The organism is Streptomyces sp. HUAS MS02, assembly GCF_055702265.1.
In genome coordinates, this window is record NZ_CM146747.1 from 8,598,032 (window position 1) to 8,614,628 (window position 16,597).

Consider the following 16,597-nt stretch of genomic DNA (forward strand, 5'->3'; position numbering starts at 1 on the left):
TTTACCCTCGGTGCCGCGATGTCGCCATTGCGTCCGGCGAAAGTTCGAAACAATTCGACGACAGCTCGCGGGCGAGAGCTGTCATTCCATGCCCGGCCGTACCCGGACGATTCAGCTATCGGTGACTCATTCCTGCCGACTACGCGAATGTTGAGGGTCCACCACGATGTCTGGCCTGCCGTCGCCGCTGCTCGCTCTGCGAGGCATCGGCAAGTCGTTCCTCGGCGTGCGGGTGCTCGACGGCGTCGACCTCCAGGTCCGGCCGGGCGAGGTGCACGCGGTCGTCGGCGAGAACGGCGCCGGCAAGTCCACGCTCATGAAGGTGGTGTCCGGCGTCCACCAACCCGACGAGGGAACGGTCGAGTTCGCCGGCGCACCGCGGACGTTCCGCAGCCCGCGTGAGGCCCAACAGGCCGGCATCAGCATCGTGTACCAGGAGCTGACCCTGCTGCCCGAGCGCACCGTCGCGGAGAACGTCTGGCTGGGCCGTGAGCCCCTGCGCCGCGGGCTCGTCGACCGCAGGGCGATGCTCGGCCACACCGCGGGGCTCCTCGCCTCGATCGGGGAGGACTCGTTGTCGCCCGACACGCGCGTGGGACGACTCGGTGTGGCGCAGCAACAGGTGGTCGAGATCGTCAAGGCGCTCGCCCTCGACGCGCGGCTGCTCATCATGGACGAGCCCACCGCGGCTCTCGCCGACCACGAGGTCGACCAGCTGTACGCGCTCGTACGGCGGCTGCAGGAACACGGGATGGGCGTGCTGTACGTCTCGCACCGCCTCAAGGAGGTCTTCGACCTGTCCAACCGGATCACCGTACTCAAGGACGGCCGGGCGGTGGCCACCTTGGACACCGCGGACTCCAGCCCCGATCAGCTGGTGCGCCACATGGTCGGCCGCGAGCTGTCGAGCTACTACCCCGACCCGGCGAAGCCGCGGGAGCCGGGCCCGGTGCGGCTGACCGTCCGGGGCGGAGGCAACCGGAAGCTGCGCGGTGTCGACCTGCGGCTGCGCGCCGGCGAGGTGCTCGGCGTCGGCGGCCTGCAGGGCTCCGGCCGGTCGGCGCTCGCCCGCGCACTGTTCGGCGCCGCCCCGTTCGAGACCGGCCGGGTGACCGTCGACGGAGCGCCGGTCCGGCTGCGCTCGCCCCGCGCCGCGATACGGGCCGGCATCGCCTACGTCTCCGAGGACCGCAAGGGCGAGGGGATCGTCGCCGAGCAGTCGGTGCTCGACAACGCGCTGTTGGCCGGCCGCGCCGTCCGTACCGCCCACCCGGGCCGGGGCGGCCGCGGTGCCCGGACCGCGCGGGTCCGGGAGCTGCTCGCGGCCGTCGAGCTGCGTGCCGCAGGGGAGGACCAGGAGATCCGTTTCCTGTCCGGGGGCAACCAGCAGAAGGTCGTGTTGGCCAGGTGGCTCGCGCTCGCCCCGAGGATCCTGCTCTTCGACGAGCCGACCCGGGGCATCGACGTGGGCGCCAAGTCGGCGATCCACGATCTCGTCCGTCGGCTGGCCCGCGACGGTGCCGCCGTGCTGATGGTCTCGTCCGAGCTGCCCGAACTGCTCGGCATGAGCGACCGGATCATCGTCATGCGCGACGGCCGGATCGCAGGCGAGCTGTCCGCCGGCGCGACGGAGGAGGATGTCGTCGCCCTGGCGGTCGGCACCGCGCGGAAGGCGGCGGGATGAGCGGCGCGCTGTCCCTGCCGGCCCGGTGGACCCCGCCCGGGGTGTTCGTCGCCCTGGTCCTCACCCTGGCGATCGGCTGGATCGTCGTCACGGCCGACGGCGGTCGGCTGTTCAGCCTGCCGACGACGGTGAGCCTGCTGCACGTCGCCGCCGGTCTGGGCCTCGTCGCGGTCGGCCAGACGCTGGTCGTCGTCGGGGGCTCGCTGGACCTGTCCGTGGCGTACGTGGTCAGCCTGAGCACCCTCGTCGCCGCCGAGACCATGGCCGGTGACGACGGTGCGCTGCTGCCGGCGATCGGCCTGACGCTCGCCGTCAGCGCCACGATCGGCCTCGTCAACGGCCTGCTCGTCACCACGGCGCGGATCAACCCCTTCATCGCGACCGTCGGCGTCGGACTGCTGCTGAAGGGATACCTCGACTACGGATACGACGGCCCGGCCGGCAAGACCGCACCCGCCCTGGTGCAGGGCCTGGGATACCAGCGCGTCGGCCCGGTGCCGCTGTCTTTCCTGCTGCTGCTCGCCGTCGCCGCCGCGGCCTGGTTCGTGCTGACGCGCACCCGCTTCGGCCACCACCTGATCGCCGTGGGCGGTGACCCGGAGGTCGCCCGGCTCTCCGGCGTGCGGGGCGGCCGGGTCCTCGTCACCGCCCATGTGCTGTGTGCCCTCTGCGCCGGCCTCGCCGGGATCTACCTCGCCGCTCGGCTCGGCGCCGGCGCACCGAGGGTGGGCACCGAGGGACTGTACGACCTGGAGTCGATCGCCGCGGTGGTGCTCGGCGGCACCGCCCTGGCCGGCGGGCGCGGCGGCGTCGTCGGCACGGTGGGCGGCGTGCTGCTGCTCGCGAGCATCGACGCCATCTTCAACCAGCTCGAGGTCGACGTGTTCTTCAAGCAAGTGGTCCGTGGCGTGATCATCATCGCGGCGGTCGCCGTCTACGCCCGCCGGGCGATGCGAAAGGCGTCCTAGCATGCGGATCGCGCGCCCCCTGCGGCTCCTTGAGTTCCGCTCCGGCGGTCTCGCACCGATCGTCGTGATCCTGGCGGTGTTGCTGGTTCTGCTGACCGCCCGCCAACCGGACTTCCTCTCGCCGCCGTCACTGATGTCGTTCCTCGGCCGCTCCGCGCCGGTCGTCCTGCTCGCCGCCGGCCAGTACTTCGTGATCGTCTCCGGCGAGCTGGACCTGTCCGTCGGCTCTCTGGTCACCGCGCAGGTGGTCATCGCCGCCCGGCTGATCGACGGCGATCCGTCGGCCGGCTGGCCTGTCGTCGTGCTCCTGCTCGCGTTCGGCATCGCCGTCGGCCTCGTCAACGGCCTCGTCACCACGCGGCTGCGGGTGCCGTCGTTCATCACGACCCTGGGGATGTTCCTGATCCTCGTCGGCGCCGTGTACCTGTGGTCCGACGGTGCCCCGAAGGGCGGCCTCTCCGAGGAGTTCCGCCGGCTCGGCCGGTCGGGTTTCGAGGACGTGCCCGGGCTGGGCCGGATACCGTACGCCCTTCTCGTCCTGCTGGCGGTGGCCGCGGTGGCGCTGGTGCTGACCCGTTCGGACTTCGGCCGCACCCTGGTCGCCGTCGGCGGCAACCCGCGGACCGCCGAGCTCAGCGGCGTGCGCGTGTGGCGCGCCAAGACCACGGCGTTCGTCCTCAGCGGCCTCGCCGCCACGCTCGCGGCGATCCTCATCGGCGGGTACAGCGGAGTGTCGTTCCAGGCCGGTGCCGGCCTTGAGTTCGGCGCGATCACCGCGGCGGTCCTCGGCGGTGTCGCCCTGGGCGGGGGCCGCGGGTCGGTCGTCGGCGCGATGCTGGGCGCGCTGACCCTCGAGACGCTCTTCACGCTCATGAACTTCTACGGCGTCTCCGGCGCCCTCGAACCGACCGTCCAGGGCGCGATCATCCTGTTCGCCGTGGCGGCGGCGTCCTTCCGTTTCCCGTCCAGATAAAGGGGCTTCAGTGAGGCATTCCATGACGGTGCTGGCCGTGAGCACCTTACTGCTGCTGGCCGGCTGCGCCACCGACGAGCCCACCACCGGCGCATCGGGTTCGCCCTCCGCGGGCACTGGGCCGGGCACCGGTTCGGGCACCGGGGAGCAGTCGAAGTTCTTCGTGCGGGCCGACTACGACAAGCAGCTCGCCCTCCTGGACGTCGCGCCCACCGGACCGGCCGGCAAGCCCTGGGAGCAGGCTCTCGACCCGGCGATGGTGGAGACCGCGAAGTTCAAGAAGCCCGGACCGTACAAGATCTGCTTCTCCAACGCGGGGCTGAACAACCCCTGGCGCCAGGTCGGTTTCAAGACCATGCAGGCCGAGGTCGACACGCACCGCGGCCGGATCTCCGAGTTCGTCCACGTCGATGCCGAAGGCAAGGACCAGAAGCAGATCGCCGACATCAACGACCTGCTCGGCAAGGGCTGCCACGCTCTCATCGTCTCGCCGAACACCACTGCGACGCTCACCCCGGCCGTGGAGGCCGCCTGTGAGAAGGGCCTGCCGGTCATCGTCTTCGACCGAGGCGTCGACACGACCTGCCCGGTGACGTTCATCAACCCGATCGGCGGCTACGGATTCGGCCATGTCGCGGCGGAGTTCGTCACCCAGAAGATGAAGCGGGGTGGCAAGGTGCTCGCGCTGCGCATCCTGCCCGGCGTCGACGTGCTGGAGACCCGTTGGTCCGCGGCGAAGGTCGCCTTCGACAAGGCGGGCGTCGACGTCGTCGGCGTCGAGTTCACCGACGGCGACCCGGCCAGGACGAAGAAGATCGTCAACGACTACATCCAGCGGTACGGCACGATCGACGGCGTCTGGATGGACGCCGGGGCGGTCGCGGGCGCGGCGGTCGAGGCGTTCGAGGACGCCGGCCGGCCCGTGCCGCCGATCAACGGCGAGGACCAGCTCGACTTCCTGAAGCTGTGGAAGGAGAAGAAGCTCACGGCGATCGCCCCGACCTACCCGACCTACCAGTGGCGCACCCCGATCATCGCCGCGCTGAAGATCCTCGACGGCGAGCGGGTGCCGAACCCGTGGAAGCTGCCACAGCCGACCATCACCCAGGACAACCTGGACGAGTACGTCGACCCCACCATGCCGCCCCTGCACTACGCGATGTGCGGCTGCACCGACCTGCCCGGATACCCGAAGCGCTGGAAGTAGTCCCGTGTACCCCATCGGTGTCAACCCGTGGGTCTGGGCCTCGCCGGTCGACGACGACGCGCTGGCCGAACTGGTGCCGCGCATCGCCGCGTTCGGGTTCGACGCGGTCGAGCTGCCGATCGAGCGACCCGGCGACTGGGACCCGGCCCGCACCCGGGACCTGCTGGCGGCGTACGGCCTGCGCGCGGCCGGCGTCTGCGCGGTCACCTCACCCGGACGTGACCTCGTGAACGCCCCGCCGGAGGTCGTCGCCTCCACCGTGGCGTACCTGAAATCGTGTGTGGACAGTGCGGTGGCCGTCGGCGCGCCCTGCGTCGGCGGCCCGGTCTACGCCGCGGTGGGGCGGACCTGGCGCATGTCACCGCCTGAGCGCGCGGCCTGCTACGCGGACGTCCGCCGCGCCCTGCGGCCAGTGGCCGACCATGCGGGGGAGCGGGGCGTGAGCATCGGCGTGGAGGCCCTCAACCGCTATGAGACGAGCGTCGTCAACACGGTCGAGCAGGCGGTGGAACTGATCGACGGCCTGCCCGCGAACGTCGGTCTCATGATCGACACCTATCACATGAACATCGAGGAGGCCGACCCCTGCGAGGCGCTCGTCACGGCCGGTCCGCACATCAAGCACGTCCAGGTCAGCGGCACCGACCGCGGCGCCCCGGGGGCCGACCACTTCGACTGGCCACGCTTCCTCGCCGGCCTGGCCACGACCGGCTACGGCGGCGCGGTGTGCATCGAGTCGTTCACCGCGCAGAACGAGGCCATCGCCACCGCGGCCTCGATCTGGCGGCCGCTCGCCCCGTCGCAGGACACCCTCGCCCGTGACGGGCTGTCCTACCTCCGAACCGTCCTGCGCGGATTGCCGCCGGAACTGTCCTAAGGAGAAAACGTGTTCACCCCTCTCATGGTACGAAGGCGGCTGCTGACCGCAGTCGCCACAGGCGGCCTGGCCGCGACCACCCTGGTGGCGTTCCCCGCACCCGCGTCCGCGGCCCCCCTCACCCTGCACGCCGCGCCGACCGGCACCGGCACCGACTGCTCCAGCGCCCAGCCGTGCTCACTGACGGCCGCGCAGACGGCGGTGCGCTCACTCAACGACAACATGTCGGACGACATCGTGGTGCAGTTGGCCGATGGTGTGTACCGGCTGGCCCAACCCTTACGCCTGACGGCCGAGGACTCGGGCTCGGGCGGCCACACGGTCGTGTGGCAGGCCGCCCCGTCGGCGCGCCCGGTGATCACCGGTGCACGTGCGGTCACCGGCTGGTCGGTGGCCGACGCGGGCAAGAACATCTGGAAGGCCGAGGTGCCCGCCGGCCTCGACACCCGGCAGCTCTATGTCGACGGCGCCGTCGCCACCCGGGCCCGCACACAGGTGAACAGGGCCGATTTCACGGCCTCCAGCGCCGGAATGAGGTTCTCGAGCGGTGCGCTGAGCTATCTGAACAACCTGGGCAACCAGAGCCGGATCGAGGTGGAGAGCGTCAACTCCTTCACCGACCGGTACTCGCCGGTGCAGAGCATCAGTTCGAACTTCATCACGATGCAGCAGCCGGCGTGGAACAACAACAACTTCGGCTACGACACCCTCATGCGGCCACACCGGGCCGGCCCGTTCTACCTGTCCAACGCGTACGAATTCCTGGACGCGCCCGGCGAGTGGTACCTCAACCCCACGACCAGATCCCTGTACTACATCCCCCTGGCCGGGCAGAACATGAGCACCGTCAGCGTGGAACTGCCCACGCTCCAGTCGCTGGTGAACCTCGGGGGCACGTACAGCGAGCCGGCGCACCACATCACGTTCAGCGGGATCACCTTCACCGGTACGAGCTGGCTGGGCCCCAGCAGCAACCAGGGTTACGCGGACCAGCAGACCGGCGCGTACATCTCCGGCAACTGGAACTGGCCGGGATTCGACTCCTGCCACAACGGCTGCACGCAGTTCGAGGCCGCCCGGCCGCACTGGCAGCAGATGCCGGCCGCCGTGCAGATATCCGCCGCCAACACCATCACCTTCAGCGACTCCCGGTTCGTGAACCTGGGCCAGACGGCCATCGGCATCGGCAACGACGCGAACGCACACGCCAGCGGCGTCGGCCTGGGCGCCGCCGACATCACGGTGACCCGGTCGGAGATCGCCCGGAGCTCAGCCGGCGGCATCCTCGTGGGCGGCGTGCGCGCCGACGCCCACCACCCCGGCGACCAGCGCATGGTCAACAGGGACATCACGATCAGCAACAACCGCATCCACGACCTCGGGGCGGACTACCGGGGCATCGTCTCCGTCCTGACCACGTACGTCACGGGCAGCACCGTCGCCCAGAACGAGGTCTACAACATGCCGTACTCCGGTATGTCGATCGGGTACGGCTGGGGCGCCAACGACGCGGGCGGCAGCACCCACTACGCAGGCCGTGGCCTGTACAACTACCAGCCGCGCTACACGACGCCGACCACCGCGTCCAACAACCGGCTCATCGGCAACTACATCCACGATGTCATGCAGCAGATGAACGACGGCGGCTGCATCTACACGCTCGGATGGAACCCGAGCGCCCAGATCAGCCGGAACTACTGCCTGCGGACCAACGGATACTTCGGGGTGTACTTCGATGAGGGCTCGAAGTACTACACGGCCACCAACAATGTCTTCGCGAACACCGGTACGTGGGCGACGGCCAACTACTGGGGTGGCGAGAACATGGGGAACTGGACCGTCACCAACAACTGGTCGACCAACGGCAGCACGAACATCACCAACGGGGACCGGGGCATCGTGGTCTCCGGCAATGTCACGGTCACCAACGGCAACTGGCCTTCCGGCGCCCAGGACGTGATGGCGTCCGCCGGACCGCAGGGCACCACCCCGCCGCCCACGGGTCAGCAGATCGTGGGTGCGCAGTCCGGCCGCTGCCTGACCGTCCCCGGCACCGCCAACGGCACCCCGACCCAACTCCAGGACTGTGCCGACGCGGCCGGCCAGACCTGGACCCAGACCGCCGGCAAGCAATTGACCGTCCCCGGCGGCAAGTGCCTCGACGCCAGCGGACGCGGCACCACCAACGGCACCCCGGTCATCGTCTGGGACTGCAACGGCCAGGACAACCAGCAGTGGAACGTCAACTCCAACGGCACCATCACCGGCGTCCACTCCGGACTCTGCCTCGACGCCAACGCCGGCGGCACCGCCAACGGCACCAGGATCATCCTCTGGTCCTGCAACGGCGGCACCAACCAGCAGTGGGCACTGCGATAGCGGAACCGACGCCTGTCCGCTCTTCGGGACAGAGCGGATGCCGACAGCGGGGCCCGAGTGGATTCGGGCCCCGCTGCGCCGCGGTGAATCCGCGGCGCAGCACCAGCAGTGTCGTCGTTCCAGTCGCCTCTGGGGCCCTTCTGATGGATCTCTCGTGGGAGAAGGGCCCTAACGCCGCAGCCAGGTCGGCTCGCCCGGCCCGCTGCGGCGCACCACCCACGCCTCGGTGATGTGGGTGAACATCGCCTCGGCCGCACCCTCGGGGTCGTGCGCGGCGATCCGCTCGTAGATACGCCGATGGCCGTGGTTGGACGCGACGCAGAAGGCGCGGCCGGTTCGGCCCGTGTAACGGGCGGAGTTGATGACCTGCCGCTCCAGCGAACGGACCACGGCACGCCCGATGCGGTTCCCCGACGCCTGCATGACGGTGTCGTGGAACGCCCGGTCCTCTTCGTGGTACGAAGCGGGGTCGTCGACCAGCTCATCCATCCGCTCCACCAGACCGCGCAGCCGGTCGGTCTCCTCGGCCTTCGCCAGGCGAGCGGCGACGTTGGCCATATCGGCCTCCAGCACACGGCGCGTTGCGACGAGGTGATCGAGGATGGCCAGGCTCTCGTCCTCGGCGATGGTCGCGCCGAGGACCAACTCGTCAAGCATGTTCCACATCGTCGGCGGGGTGACCATCGTGCCGGCGCCCTGGCGGACCTGCACCAGCCCCTTCTCCTGAAGGATCTTCACCGCCTCGCGGACCACGGTCCGACTGACCGAGAAGGTCGCGCAGAGCACGGGTTCGGGGGGTAGCGGCGAACCGGACGGATGGACTCCACGGACGATCCGCTGCACCAGCTCAGCCGTGACCGCGGCGGCAAGGTTCGCCGGGCGCCGGCTCCAGGCGGGGCCCTCGGAGGCCTCTGCGGATGACTGCGGTACTGCCGTCATGACACCCCCCGGGACCCGTGCCGTACCACGGATGCCCGCCCACTATACGGCATCCCTGTTGACGTCATACGTCATACGAGTTACATACGTCATACGAGTTGCGTTCCTCCTCAACCTCAATCGCCGGACAGCCGGCCACCTCAGGAGAGTGGGGCAGCAATGAAGCAGCGAACACCGTGGTCGGCGCCCCTGGTTGCCGGGCTTGTTGTCTTAGCCGGCTGCGGAAGCGCCTCCGACCCGGATTCGGCGTCCGGTGGTTCGAAGGACAGGCTCGTCGTCTGGGACTGGAAGTCCGGCGACGCCACAGCGTCCTCGTACGTCACGAAGGCCAAGGCCGACTTCGCCAAGCGGCATCCCGGCGTGACGGTCGAGTTCGTCGCGCAGCCGTTCGAGCAGTACTACACCCTGCTCGGGGCCGCCATCCAAGCCGGCAAGGGGCCGGACGTCATGCTCTTCAACGGCGGCGGGCAGATCCGTGACCGCGCGGACTCCCTTCTGCCGTTGGACGAGTACGTCCGTGACGACAGGAAGCGGCTCGCCGGGTGGGAGGCCTTCACCAAGGACAGCAAGACCTACGCCGCTCCGGTGACATTGCAGGGCCACCCGATCTACTACAACAAGTCGCTCTACCGGAAGGCAGGGCTGGACCCGGAGCAGCCGGCCACCAGCTGGGACGAGTTCCTCGCCGACTGCCGGACCCTCACCAGGGCGACCGGTGCCAGATGCTTCGCGCAGGGCAACAAGGAAGGCATCGGTATCCAGTTCTTCCTGTCCGGGCTCGGCTCGGGTGTCCTGTCGCCCACGGAGTACGACGACTGGATCGCCGGCGAACGAGACTGGTCCTCACCGGCGGTCAAGCGGGTCTTCTCGCTCTGGAAAGAGGCCAACGACAAAGGCCTGAACAACGACGGGGCGAACTCCACGGCGATGTTCAACGACGCGTTCGCGGTGTTCCAGTCCCACAAGGCCGCCCACGTCATCGGGTTGATGTCGGACATCGGACACTGGAAGGACTTCGCCGAATTCCTCGACGCCGACGATGTCGGCGTCATGAAGTCGCCCGTCGTCACGGCAGGTGCCACGCCGAGCCTTCCCTATGACGGCGGCATCGGGTACGCCGTCGCGAAGTGGACCAAGGACCCCGAGGTCGCCGCCGACCTGGTGCGCTCCCTGACCTCGACAGAGGCACTGGCGTCGTTCCACGCCGACGCGGGCGCCATCGCGGCCGACCGCACCGTGGACGTCTCGGGCGCCGGCCCAGCCGTCGCCACGATCGTGTCCGAGATCGACCGTGGCAGGCCCGCCCTGCATGTGGCCCTCCCGTCCAAGACCCTAGACCTGATGGGGCGACTGTCTCAGCAACTGCTGAGCGGATCGGTCACGGTCGACGCGGCGGTCAAGCAGCTGGCGGCGTCCGACCAGGCGGGCTGAGGCCATGTCACCCGATGGGTCGGCGGGCGCCGCCGCTGAAGCACGGCGGACCGACGGGGCGCGAGCGGGCGAGGCGGTAGGTGGCCGTGGCCCCGTGTCGAAGTCTCCGCGAGTCCGCAACGGCCGGCGCGCCGATCGCCTCGCCCCCTACGTCCTGGTCGCTCCCGCTGTCCTGATCATCGCGGTGCTCAGGCTCTGGCCACTGGGACTGGGTGTCAACTTCTCCTTCACCGGCGACGGCGAACACAACGGTGCCACGGTGGGGTTCGGCAACTATGCGGAGCTCATCGACGACCCGCTGTTCCACACCGCGCTGCGCAACGTCGGACTGCTGGTGCTGCTGCTGCCGGTCGCGGTCGCGATCCCGGGACTGCTCGCCACCTTCATCTATCTGCGGGTGCCAGGACACCGGTTCTTCCGGAGCGTCTACTTCTTCCCGGCTGTGCTCTCACCGGTGATCGTCGGAGCGATCTTCAACCTGCTCCTGGCCTTCGACGGTCCGCTGAACGCCGTGCTCGGCGGCTCGGGGCTCGGCCCGGTGGACTGGCTCGGCGATCCCGACGTAGCCATGTTCACCGTCGTCGGCGTGCACATCTGGGCGACGTCGGGGATGGCGCTGGTGGTGTTCCTGGCCGGGTTCTCGACCCTGGACCCCGCGCTCCTGGACGCAGCACGGGTCGACGGTGCCTCGCTCGCGCGGATGATCTGGCACGTCATCGTCCCGGGTCTGTCCCGCACCCTCCAGTTCGTCGTCGTCACCACGATGATCGGGATGCTGACCTCGATGTTCGGACTGCTCTACGTCATGACCAGTGGTGGCCCGGAAGGGTCGACCTACCTGCCGGAGTACTACATCTGGGTCCAACAGGGGCAGATGAGCCGTCCGGCGCTCGCGTCGGCCGCGTCCACCCTCCTCTTCCTCATCATGCTGGTCGTGGGCCTGCTGCAGGTCGGCCTGTTGCGCCGGGCGGGGAGGGAGGACTGATGACCCGCCTGGGACCGAGCAGATGGCTGGTCGCCGTGCCGATGGCGCTCCTCGCCCTGGCCACGGTCTACCCGCTGCTGTTCACCGCCAACGTCGCCATGAAGACCCGCCGGGAGTACGTCCTCGACCGGTTCTCCCTGGCAAGCACCCTCAGGTGGGACAACCTCGGCACCGCGTGGAACAGCGACGGCATGGGGCGGTACTTCCTCAACTCCGTGATCGTGGTGACCTGCGCCGTGGCGCTGTTGCTGCTCATCGGGTCCATGGCCGGGTTCGCCCTGGCCCAGGTGCGGTTCCGCGGCTCGTCCGCGCTGGCTCTGGTCTGCCTCGCGGCACTGTTCATCCCGTTTCAGGTGATCATGGTGCCGCTGGCCAGGATCATGGCCGACGGCGGTCTCATCGACACCTATCCGGGGCTGGTCCTCGCCTATGTCGCCCAGTTCCTGCCGTTCACCGTCTTCTTGCTGACGAGCTACTACCGGGCGGTGCCCACCGAGCTCGTCGACGCCGCACGGATCGACGGCAACACCCTGTACGGCGTCTACCGGCGGATCATGCTGCCGATGGGTGCCCCGGCACTGCTGTCGGTGGGCATCCTCGACGCGCTGTTCTGCTGGAACGACGTGCTCATCTCGCTGCTGATGATGCCGTCGGCCGACCATCGCACCCTGATGGTGGGCATCACCGCACTGCGCGGCCAGTACTCCGCCGACATCCCCACCTTCGCGGCCGGTGTCCTGATCGCCGGGCTACCGGTGCTGGTGACCTACCTGTTCCTGCAGCGCCAGATCACCGACGGCGTGACGGCCGGCGCGACGAAGGGATGACGCATGCGCATCACCGGGTACAGAACCCTGACGACGGCACAGCGATGGGGCCGACCTGTCGGTGACGCCAACGGCGTCTACGCCGACGGCGTCGTGCCGGTGCCGGTCGTCATCGTCGAGACCGATGAGGGGATCACCGGAGTCGGCCTGGGACCGCACGTGGAAGCCGAGGCCATCTTCGCCGCCATCGACGGCCAGGACCCGCGCGCGGTGAGCGCCCTCTACGACCGCATGCTGCGGCACACCTTCAAACCCGGGCATGCCGGCGTGGTGTTCGGCACGATCGGCGCGTTCGACACGGCGCTGTGGGACATCAAGGCACAGGCCGTGGGTGAGCCGCTGTGGCGGTTGCTCGGCGGCAACGACCGGATGGTCCCCGCCTACGCCTCCGGCCTGGACATCTCCCTCACCGACGACGAGCTCGTCGCCGCCTACCAGGTCTATGCCGAACGAGGACTGAGGGCGGCGAAGCTCAAGGGCGGCCTGGACATCGAGCGTGACCGGCACCGGCTGACGCTCGTACGCGAGGTGTTGACCGAGGCCGCGCACGGCACCCGGCCAGGGCTCATGCTGGACGCGAACGAGTCCTGGAGCCGCAAGCAGGCGGTACGTCATGTCGGGGAGCTGGAACGCACACTCGACCTGACCTGGGTCGAGGAGCCGGTCCGGCGCTGGGACGCCGACGGCCTGGCCGCTGTCAGCCGTGGCGTACGGACAGCGGTCGCCAGTGGGGAGAACCTCACCGGCCTCGAACAGTTCCGCCCGCTGATCGCGGCGGGAGGCGTCGACATCGTCCAGACGGCCGCGGTCTGGGGAGTCACCCACTTCCTGCGTGTCGCCGCGCTGGCGCACGCCCACGACCTGCCGGTCAGCCCGATCGGCAACACGCCTGTCGGGCTGCTGCACGCCGCGACGTCCGTGCCCAACCACCTCGTCAGCGAACTGCAGGGCCTGCGGCCGCCGGTCGGCGTCGCGATGGACCTGCAGGTCGAGAACGGCGCCTTCGTGCTCGGCGACACACCGGGCCTCGGCATCCGGATCGACGAGACGGTGATGACCGCGGACCGACAGCGAACGACCCACGGGTCCGGCGGACCGCACATCCGGCCGGAACAGGCCGGTCGGCGGCTGCTCGCGGTCGCTCCTGGACCATGCGGAGCCACCGCGGAAGGGACGTTCGACACGATGAGGATGGAGGATCGATGAAGGCGGTTGTCCACCGCGGGGCCCGCCCCCCGCGGACCGAGAACCGGGTCGCCGGGACGCCGGCCCCGGGGAAGGAGTGGCGCGACGCCGTAGCACCGGGCCGCATCGCCACCGACGCCACCGAGGCGTCACGCACGGGCCTCCGGCGCGACCGGGCGAGGCGATTATGAGCCGCCGGGCATCACCGGCCGGCCGCACCCGCGTCGATCGTGCGTACGAACCCGAGGGGGGCGGCGTGCGCGGCACCCGGGACGGCCCGGTCCGAGGCACCGTGTACGGGCTCGTGATGCGAGCCGACCGGGCCGACGAGTCGAGCCTGGTCGTCGCCGCACAGGCCGGCGATCCGCGAGCGCTCGACGACCTGGCCGCGACCTACCTGCCGCTGGTGTACGCGATCGTGCGCAGGGCACTGGGCGAACTCGCGGACGTCGACGACGTGGTGCAGGAGACGATGCTGCGGGCGCTTCACGAGCTGCGCACGTTGCGCGCCCCGGAGTGTTTCCGGCCCTGGCTGGCCACGATCGCGACACGGCAGATCAGCACGTGTCTGCACCGGCGGCAGGCGGACGCCGAACGGACGGCCCCCCTCGACGAGATGACCGACCCGCCGGACGCCGACGCCGAGAACCTGGCCCTGATCCACATCGAGCTGTCCGGTCATCGCCGAGAGACCGTACGCGCCAGTCGATGGCTCGACCCGGACGCCAGGGCGCTGCTGTCGTTGTGGTGGCTGGAGGCCGCGGGCCGGCTGACGAGAGCGGACCTCGCGGCGGCGCTCGGAACGAGCGTGGCCCACGCGGGTGTGCGCGTCCAGCGGATGCGCAACCAGCTGGAGCTGAGCCGGGCACTCGTCGCCGCCCTGGAGGCCGACCCCCGGTGCCCACGGCTGACCGCCGCGCTGGTGGGCTGGGACGGCGTACCGAGCGCGCTGTGGCGCAAGCGCATCACGCGGCACACCCGGTCCTGCGCGGACTGCGGCCGGGCCGCCGACGAACTGGTGCCCCTCGAACGGCTGATCGTCGCCCTGGCACTGCTCCCCGCCCCGTCGGCGCGGCCGGCCGCGGTGGTGTCCAGATCATCGCGTTCGGCGACGGCGCCGTATTTTTCGGCACTACGACGACTGAGACTGTTCAAGCCGGCCGCCGATAACGAGAACTGCCGTGAGGCACGCGCGTCCGTCACTCCAATTCGCCTCCTGAAAACGTTATGAGGGGTGGCCGTTAATAGTCCCGCTTTCTTCGATTGGTCGCACGACGGCTCAGGCCGATGTAAATTGACGATTCCCTCTTGAATGGACCATGACAATCTGCCAATCTTCTAGTCGTCGACGCGTGATGTTCCCCTTCATGGCCTGTGAAAGCGAGAGCCGGAATCGATCTATGAATTACCGGCGCCGACACGGTGAGGTGGCTTCGGGTGAAGCCGGGGAGAGAGGCTTTCCAGGCGCCACGGCAGCGGCATGACGCTGACATGCCCGCTGCGCGAGCGATCTGGGAGGGGGCCGGCGCGGAGAGGGCAATCTCCGCGCCGGCGCGCCCGGCTGCCGGCCGGCGTCGACGCATTCCGCACAGCGCAGATGTGACCACACCGCCCACCGGGAAGGCACGACCATGCCGCACACCCCTCTCAGGCGCCACGTCGCCCGGGCGCTCGCCTGCGTCCTGACGGTCAGCGCGCTCGCGGTCGTCGAGCACCAGAGCGCCTCGTCGGCCGTCGCCGACACCTCCCAGTTCCGCGGCGTCAACTGGGCCCGGCTCGGCGACAACTTCCACGGTGGACCGCTGGTCCTGCACGGATTGAGCGCATCGGACAGCTATCAGACGGTCGTGGCGAAGGCCAATGCCGTCTACACCGGCTTCGAGAGGAACCTCGGCGCCAACACCGTTCGGCTCCCGATCAACACCTATACCGTCGGGACGAGTTGGTGGAACGCGTACACGGGCGCGATAGACGCGGCCACCGCGAAGGGATTCAAGGTCGTCCTCTCCTACTGGGACGACGGGGTGGCCGCCCGCGACGGCCGCATCGTCAACCAGGGCGCCTTCGACACCATGTGGAACACCGTGCTGGCCCGGTACGGCACCAACAGCCTCGTCCACTTCGAGCCGATGAACGAACCGGGCGGGCACAGCGCCGGCGAGTGGGCGAACGTGGTGAGCAACTGGATCAGCAGCCGCCCGTCGATTCCCCGGAACCGCGTCTTCGTCAGCGGCGCCGGCCTGAACACCGACATCAAGTCCATGTGCGCCGACCGCCGCCTCGACGGCACGTTCCTGTCGCTGCACCACTACACGTTCTTCAGCGGCGCGAAAACCTACGACCAGTGGGTGGCGTACCTGCGGAACGCGATCGGCTCCTGCGCCGACCGCACGGTCGTGGACGAGTTCGGCGCTCCGATGGACACCGGGCTCAATTACCACGACGCCGGCAGCACCGACAACTTCGTGCGCTATTTCCGGGCCACCGCCACGGTGCTCCGGGAACTGCGGATCGGCTCCGTCTACTGGCCCGGACTGGGCGGGAAGATACGCGCCGGCCAGGAGGATGACTGGTATGCCATGCAGAAACTGCACGGCACCGGCACCGACCTCACGCTCAGCACCCCCAGCGCCAGCGGCCGCGAACGCCTCCGGTACGGCTGGGGCCTGGACGGCGACACCCCGGCCCCGACGAGCCTGCTGCGCAACGTCGGCACCGGGCGCTGCCTGGACATCCCCGGCGAGACCATGGCGAACGTCCAGGTCCAGGTGGACACCTGCGCCGGCACGGCCGGTCGGCAGTGGACCGTGACGGCCGGCGGACAGATCACCGCGCTCGGGGGCCAGAAGTGCCTGGACGCGTACGGCAGCGGGACGACGAACGGCACCGTGGTCGGCACGTGGGCGTGCAACGGCGGCGACAACCAGCGCTGGACGGTGGGCGCCGACGGCACCGTCCGCAACGTGCACTCCGGCCTCTGCCTCGACGTGCACACCGCCACCTCCAAGGTGCAGCTGTGGGCGTGCTGGGGCGGCGACAACCAGCGATGGCAGATCCAGAGCGCAGACGCACACCACTGACGTGTGACGCGACGCCCGGCTCGGCAGACACGGTGGACCCCCGTCAGTGACCCGCTCCAGTC

At 69.6% G+C, this 16,597-nt stretch carries 13 protein-coding genes; 12 read left to right on the forward strand and 1 reads right to left on the reverse strand.

Annotation, left to right across the window (positions count from 1 at the left end):
- Window positions 1–166: 166 nt before the first annotated feature.
- From ACZ9QC_RS37115 to ACZ9QC_RS37140, 6 genes are read left to right on the forward strand one after another with little or no spacing between them, the layout of a single operon-like run.
- Window positions 167–1,684, forward strand: a complete 1,518-nt coding sequence (locus tag ACZ9QC_RS37115; RefSeq protein ID WP_472917096.1) for a sugar ABC transporter ATP-binding protein — start codon at window positions 167–169, stop codon at window positions 1,682–1,684.
- The gene (locus ACZ9QC_RS37120) at window positions 1,681–2,652 is read left to right on the forward strand and encodes an ABC transporter permease (RefSeq protein ID WP_472917097.1); all 972 of its coding nucleotides are present in this window, start codon (window positions 1,681–1,683) and stop codon (window positions 2,650–2,652) included. The genes ACZ9QC_RS37115 and ACZ9QC_RS37120 overlap by 4 nt, the downstream gene beginning before the upstream one ends.
- Window position 2,653: 1 nt before the next feature.
- A complete protein-coding gene (locus tag ACZ9QC_RS37125) occupies window positions 2,654–3,625 on the forward strand; it encodes an ABC transporter permease (protein ID WP_472917098.1) in 972 nt (323 codons plus the stop codon).
- Window positions 3,626–3,647: 22 nt separating this feature from the next.
- Window positions 3,648–4,832 (forward strand): substrate-binding domain-containing protein, encoded by a 1,185-nt coding sequence (locus ACZ9QC_RS37130; RefSeq protein WP_472917099.1) that lies wholly within the window; start codon window positions 3,648–3,650, stop codon window positions 4,830–4,832.
- Between the two features lie 4 nt (window positions 4,833–4,836).
- Window positions 4,837–5,709: a sugar phosphate isomerase/epimerase family protein gene (locus ACZ9QC_RS37135; protein ID WP_472917100.1), complete on the forward strand. Its 873-nt coding sequence runs from the start codon at window positions 4,837–4,839 to the stop codon at window positions 5,707–5,709.
- A gap of 24 nt (window positions 5,710–5,733) precedes the next feature.
- The gene (locus ACZ9QC_RS37140) at window positions 5,734–8,088 is read left to right on the forward strand and encodes an RICIN domain-containing protein (protein WP_472921914.1); all 2,355 of its coding nucleotides are present in this window, start codon (window positions 5,734–5,736) and stop codon (window positions 8,086–8,088) included.
- A 168-nt stretch (window positions 8,089–8,256) separates the two neighbouring features.
- Here ACZ9QC_RS37140 and ACZ9QC_RS37145 read toward each other — a convergent pair whose 3' ends face one another.
- Window positions 8,257–9,027: a FadR/GntR family transcriptional regulator gene (locus tag ACZ9QC_RS37145; protein WP_472917101.1), complete on the reverse strand. Its 771-nt coding sequence runs from the start codon at window positions 9,025–9,027 to the stop codon at window positions 8,257–8,259.
- 159 nt (window positions 9,028–9,186) lie between these two features.
- Here ACZ9QC_RS37145 and ACZ9QC_RS37150 point away from each other — a divergent pair, with 159 nt between their 5' ends.
- The 6 genes from ACZ9QC_RS37150 (at window position 9,187) to ACZ9QC_RS37175 (ending at window position 16,535) form a co-directional block, all read left to right on the forward strand.
- On the forward strand, window positions 9,187–10,458 hold the full coding sequence (locus tag ACZ9QC_RS37150) for an ABC transporter substrate-binding protein (protein WP_472917102.1): 1,272 nt from the start codon (window positions 9,187–9,189) through the stop codon (window positions 10,456–10,458).
- 94 nt (window positions 10,459–10,552) lie between these two features.
- Window positions 10,553–11,443: a carbohydrate ABC transporter permease gene (locus tag ACZ9QC_RS37155; protein WP_472917103.1), complete on the forward strand. Its 891-nt coding sequence runs from the start codon at window positions 10,553–10,555 to the stop codon at window positions 11,441–11,443.
- On the forward strand, window positions 11,443–12,270 hold the full coding sequence (locus tag ACZ9QC_RS37160; RefSeq protein WP_472917104.1) for a carbohydrate ABC transporter permease: 828 nt from the start codon (window positions 11,443–11,445) through the stop codon (window positions 12,268–12,270). Before ACZ9QC_RS37155 ends, ACZ9QC_RS37160 begins: the two co-directional genes overlap by 1 nt.
- A gap of 3 nt (window positions 12,271–12,273) precedes the next feature.
- Complete coding sequence (locus tag ACZ9QC_RS37165; protein ID WP_472917105.1) at window positions 12,274–13,476, forward strand: mandelate racemase/muconate lactonizing enzyme family protein; 1,203 nt, start codon at window positions 12,274–12,276, stop codon at window positions 13,474–13,476.
- Between the two features lie 235 nt (window positions 13,477–13,711).
- Entirely contained in the window at window positions 13,712–14,686 is a 975-nt protein-coding gene (locus ACZ9QC_RS37170; RefSeq protein WP_472917106.1) for an RNA polymerase sigma factor, read from the forward strand.
- 400 nt (window positions 14,687–15,086) lie between these two features.
- A complete protein-coding gene (locus tag ACZ9QC_RS37175; protein ID WP_472917107.1) occupies window positions 15,087–16,535 on the forward strand; it encodes an RICIN domain-containing protein in 1,449 nt (482 codons plus the stop codon).
- The last annotated feature ends 62 nt before the right edge of the window (window positions 16,536–16,597 follow it).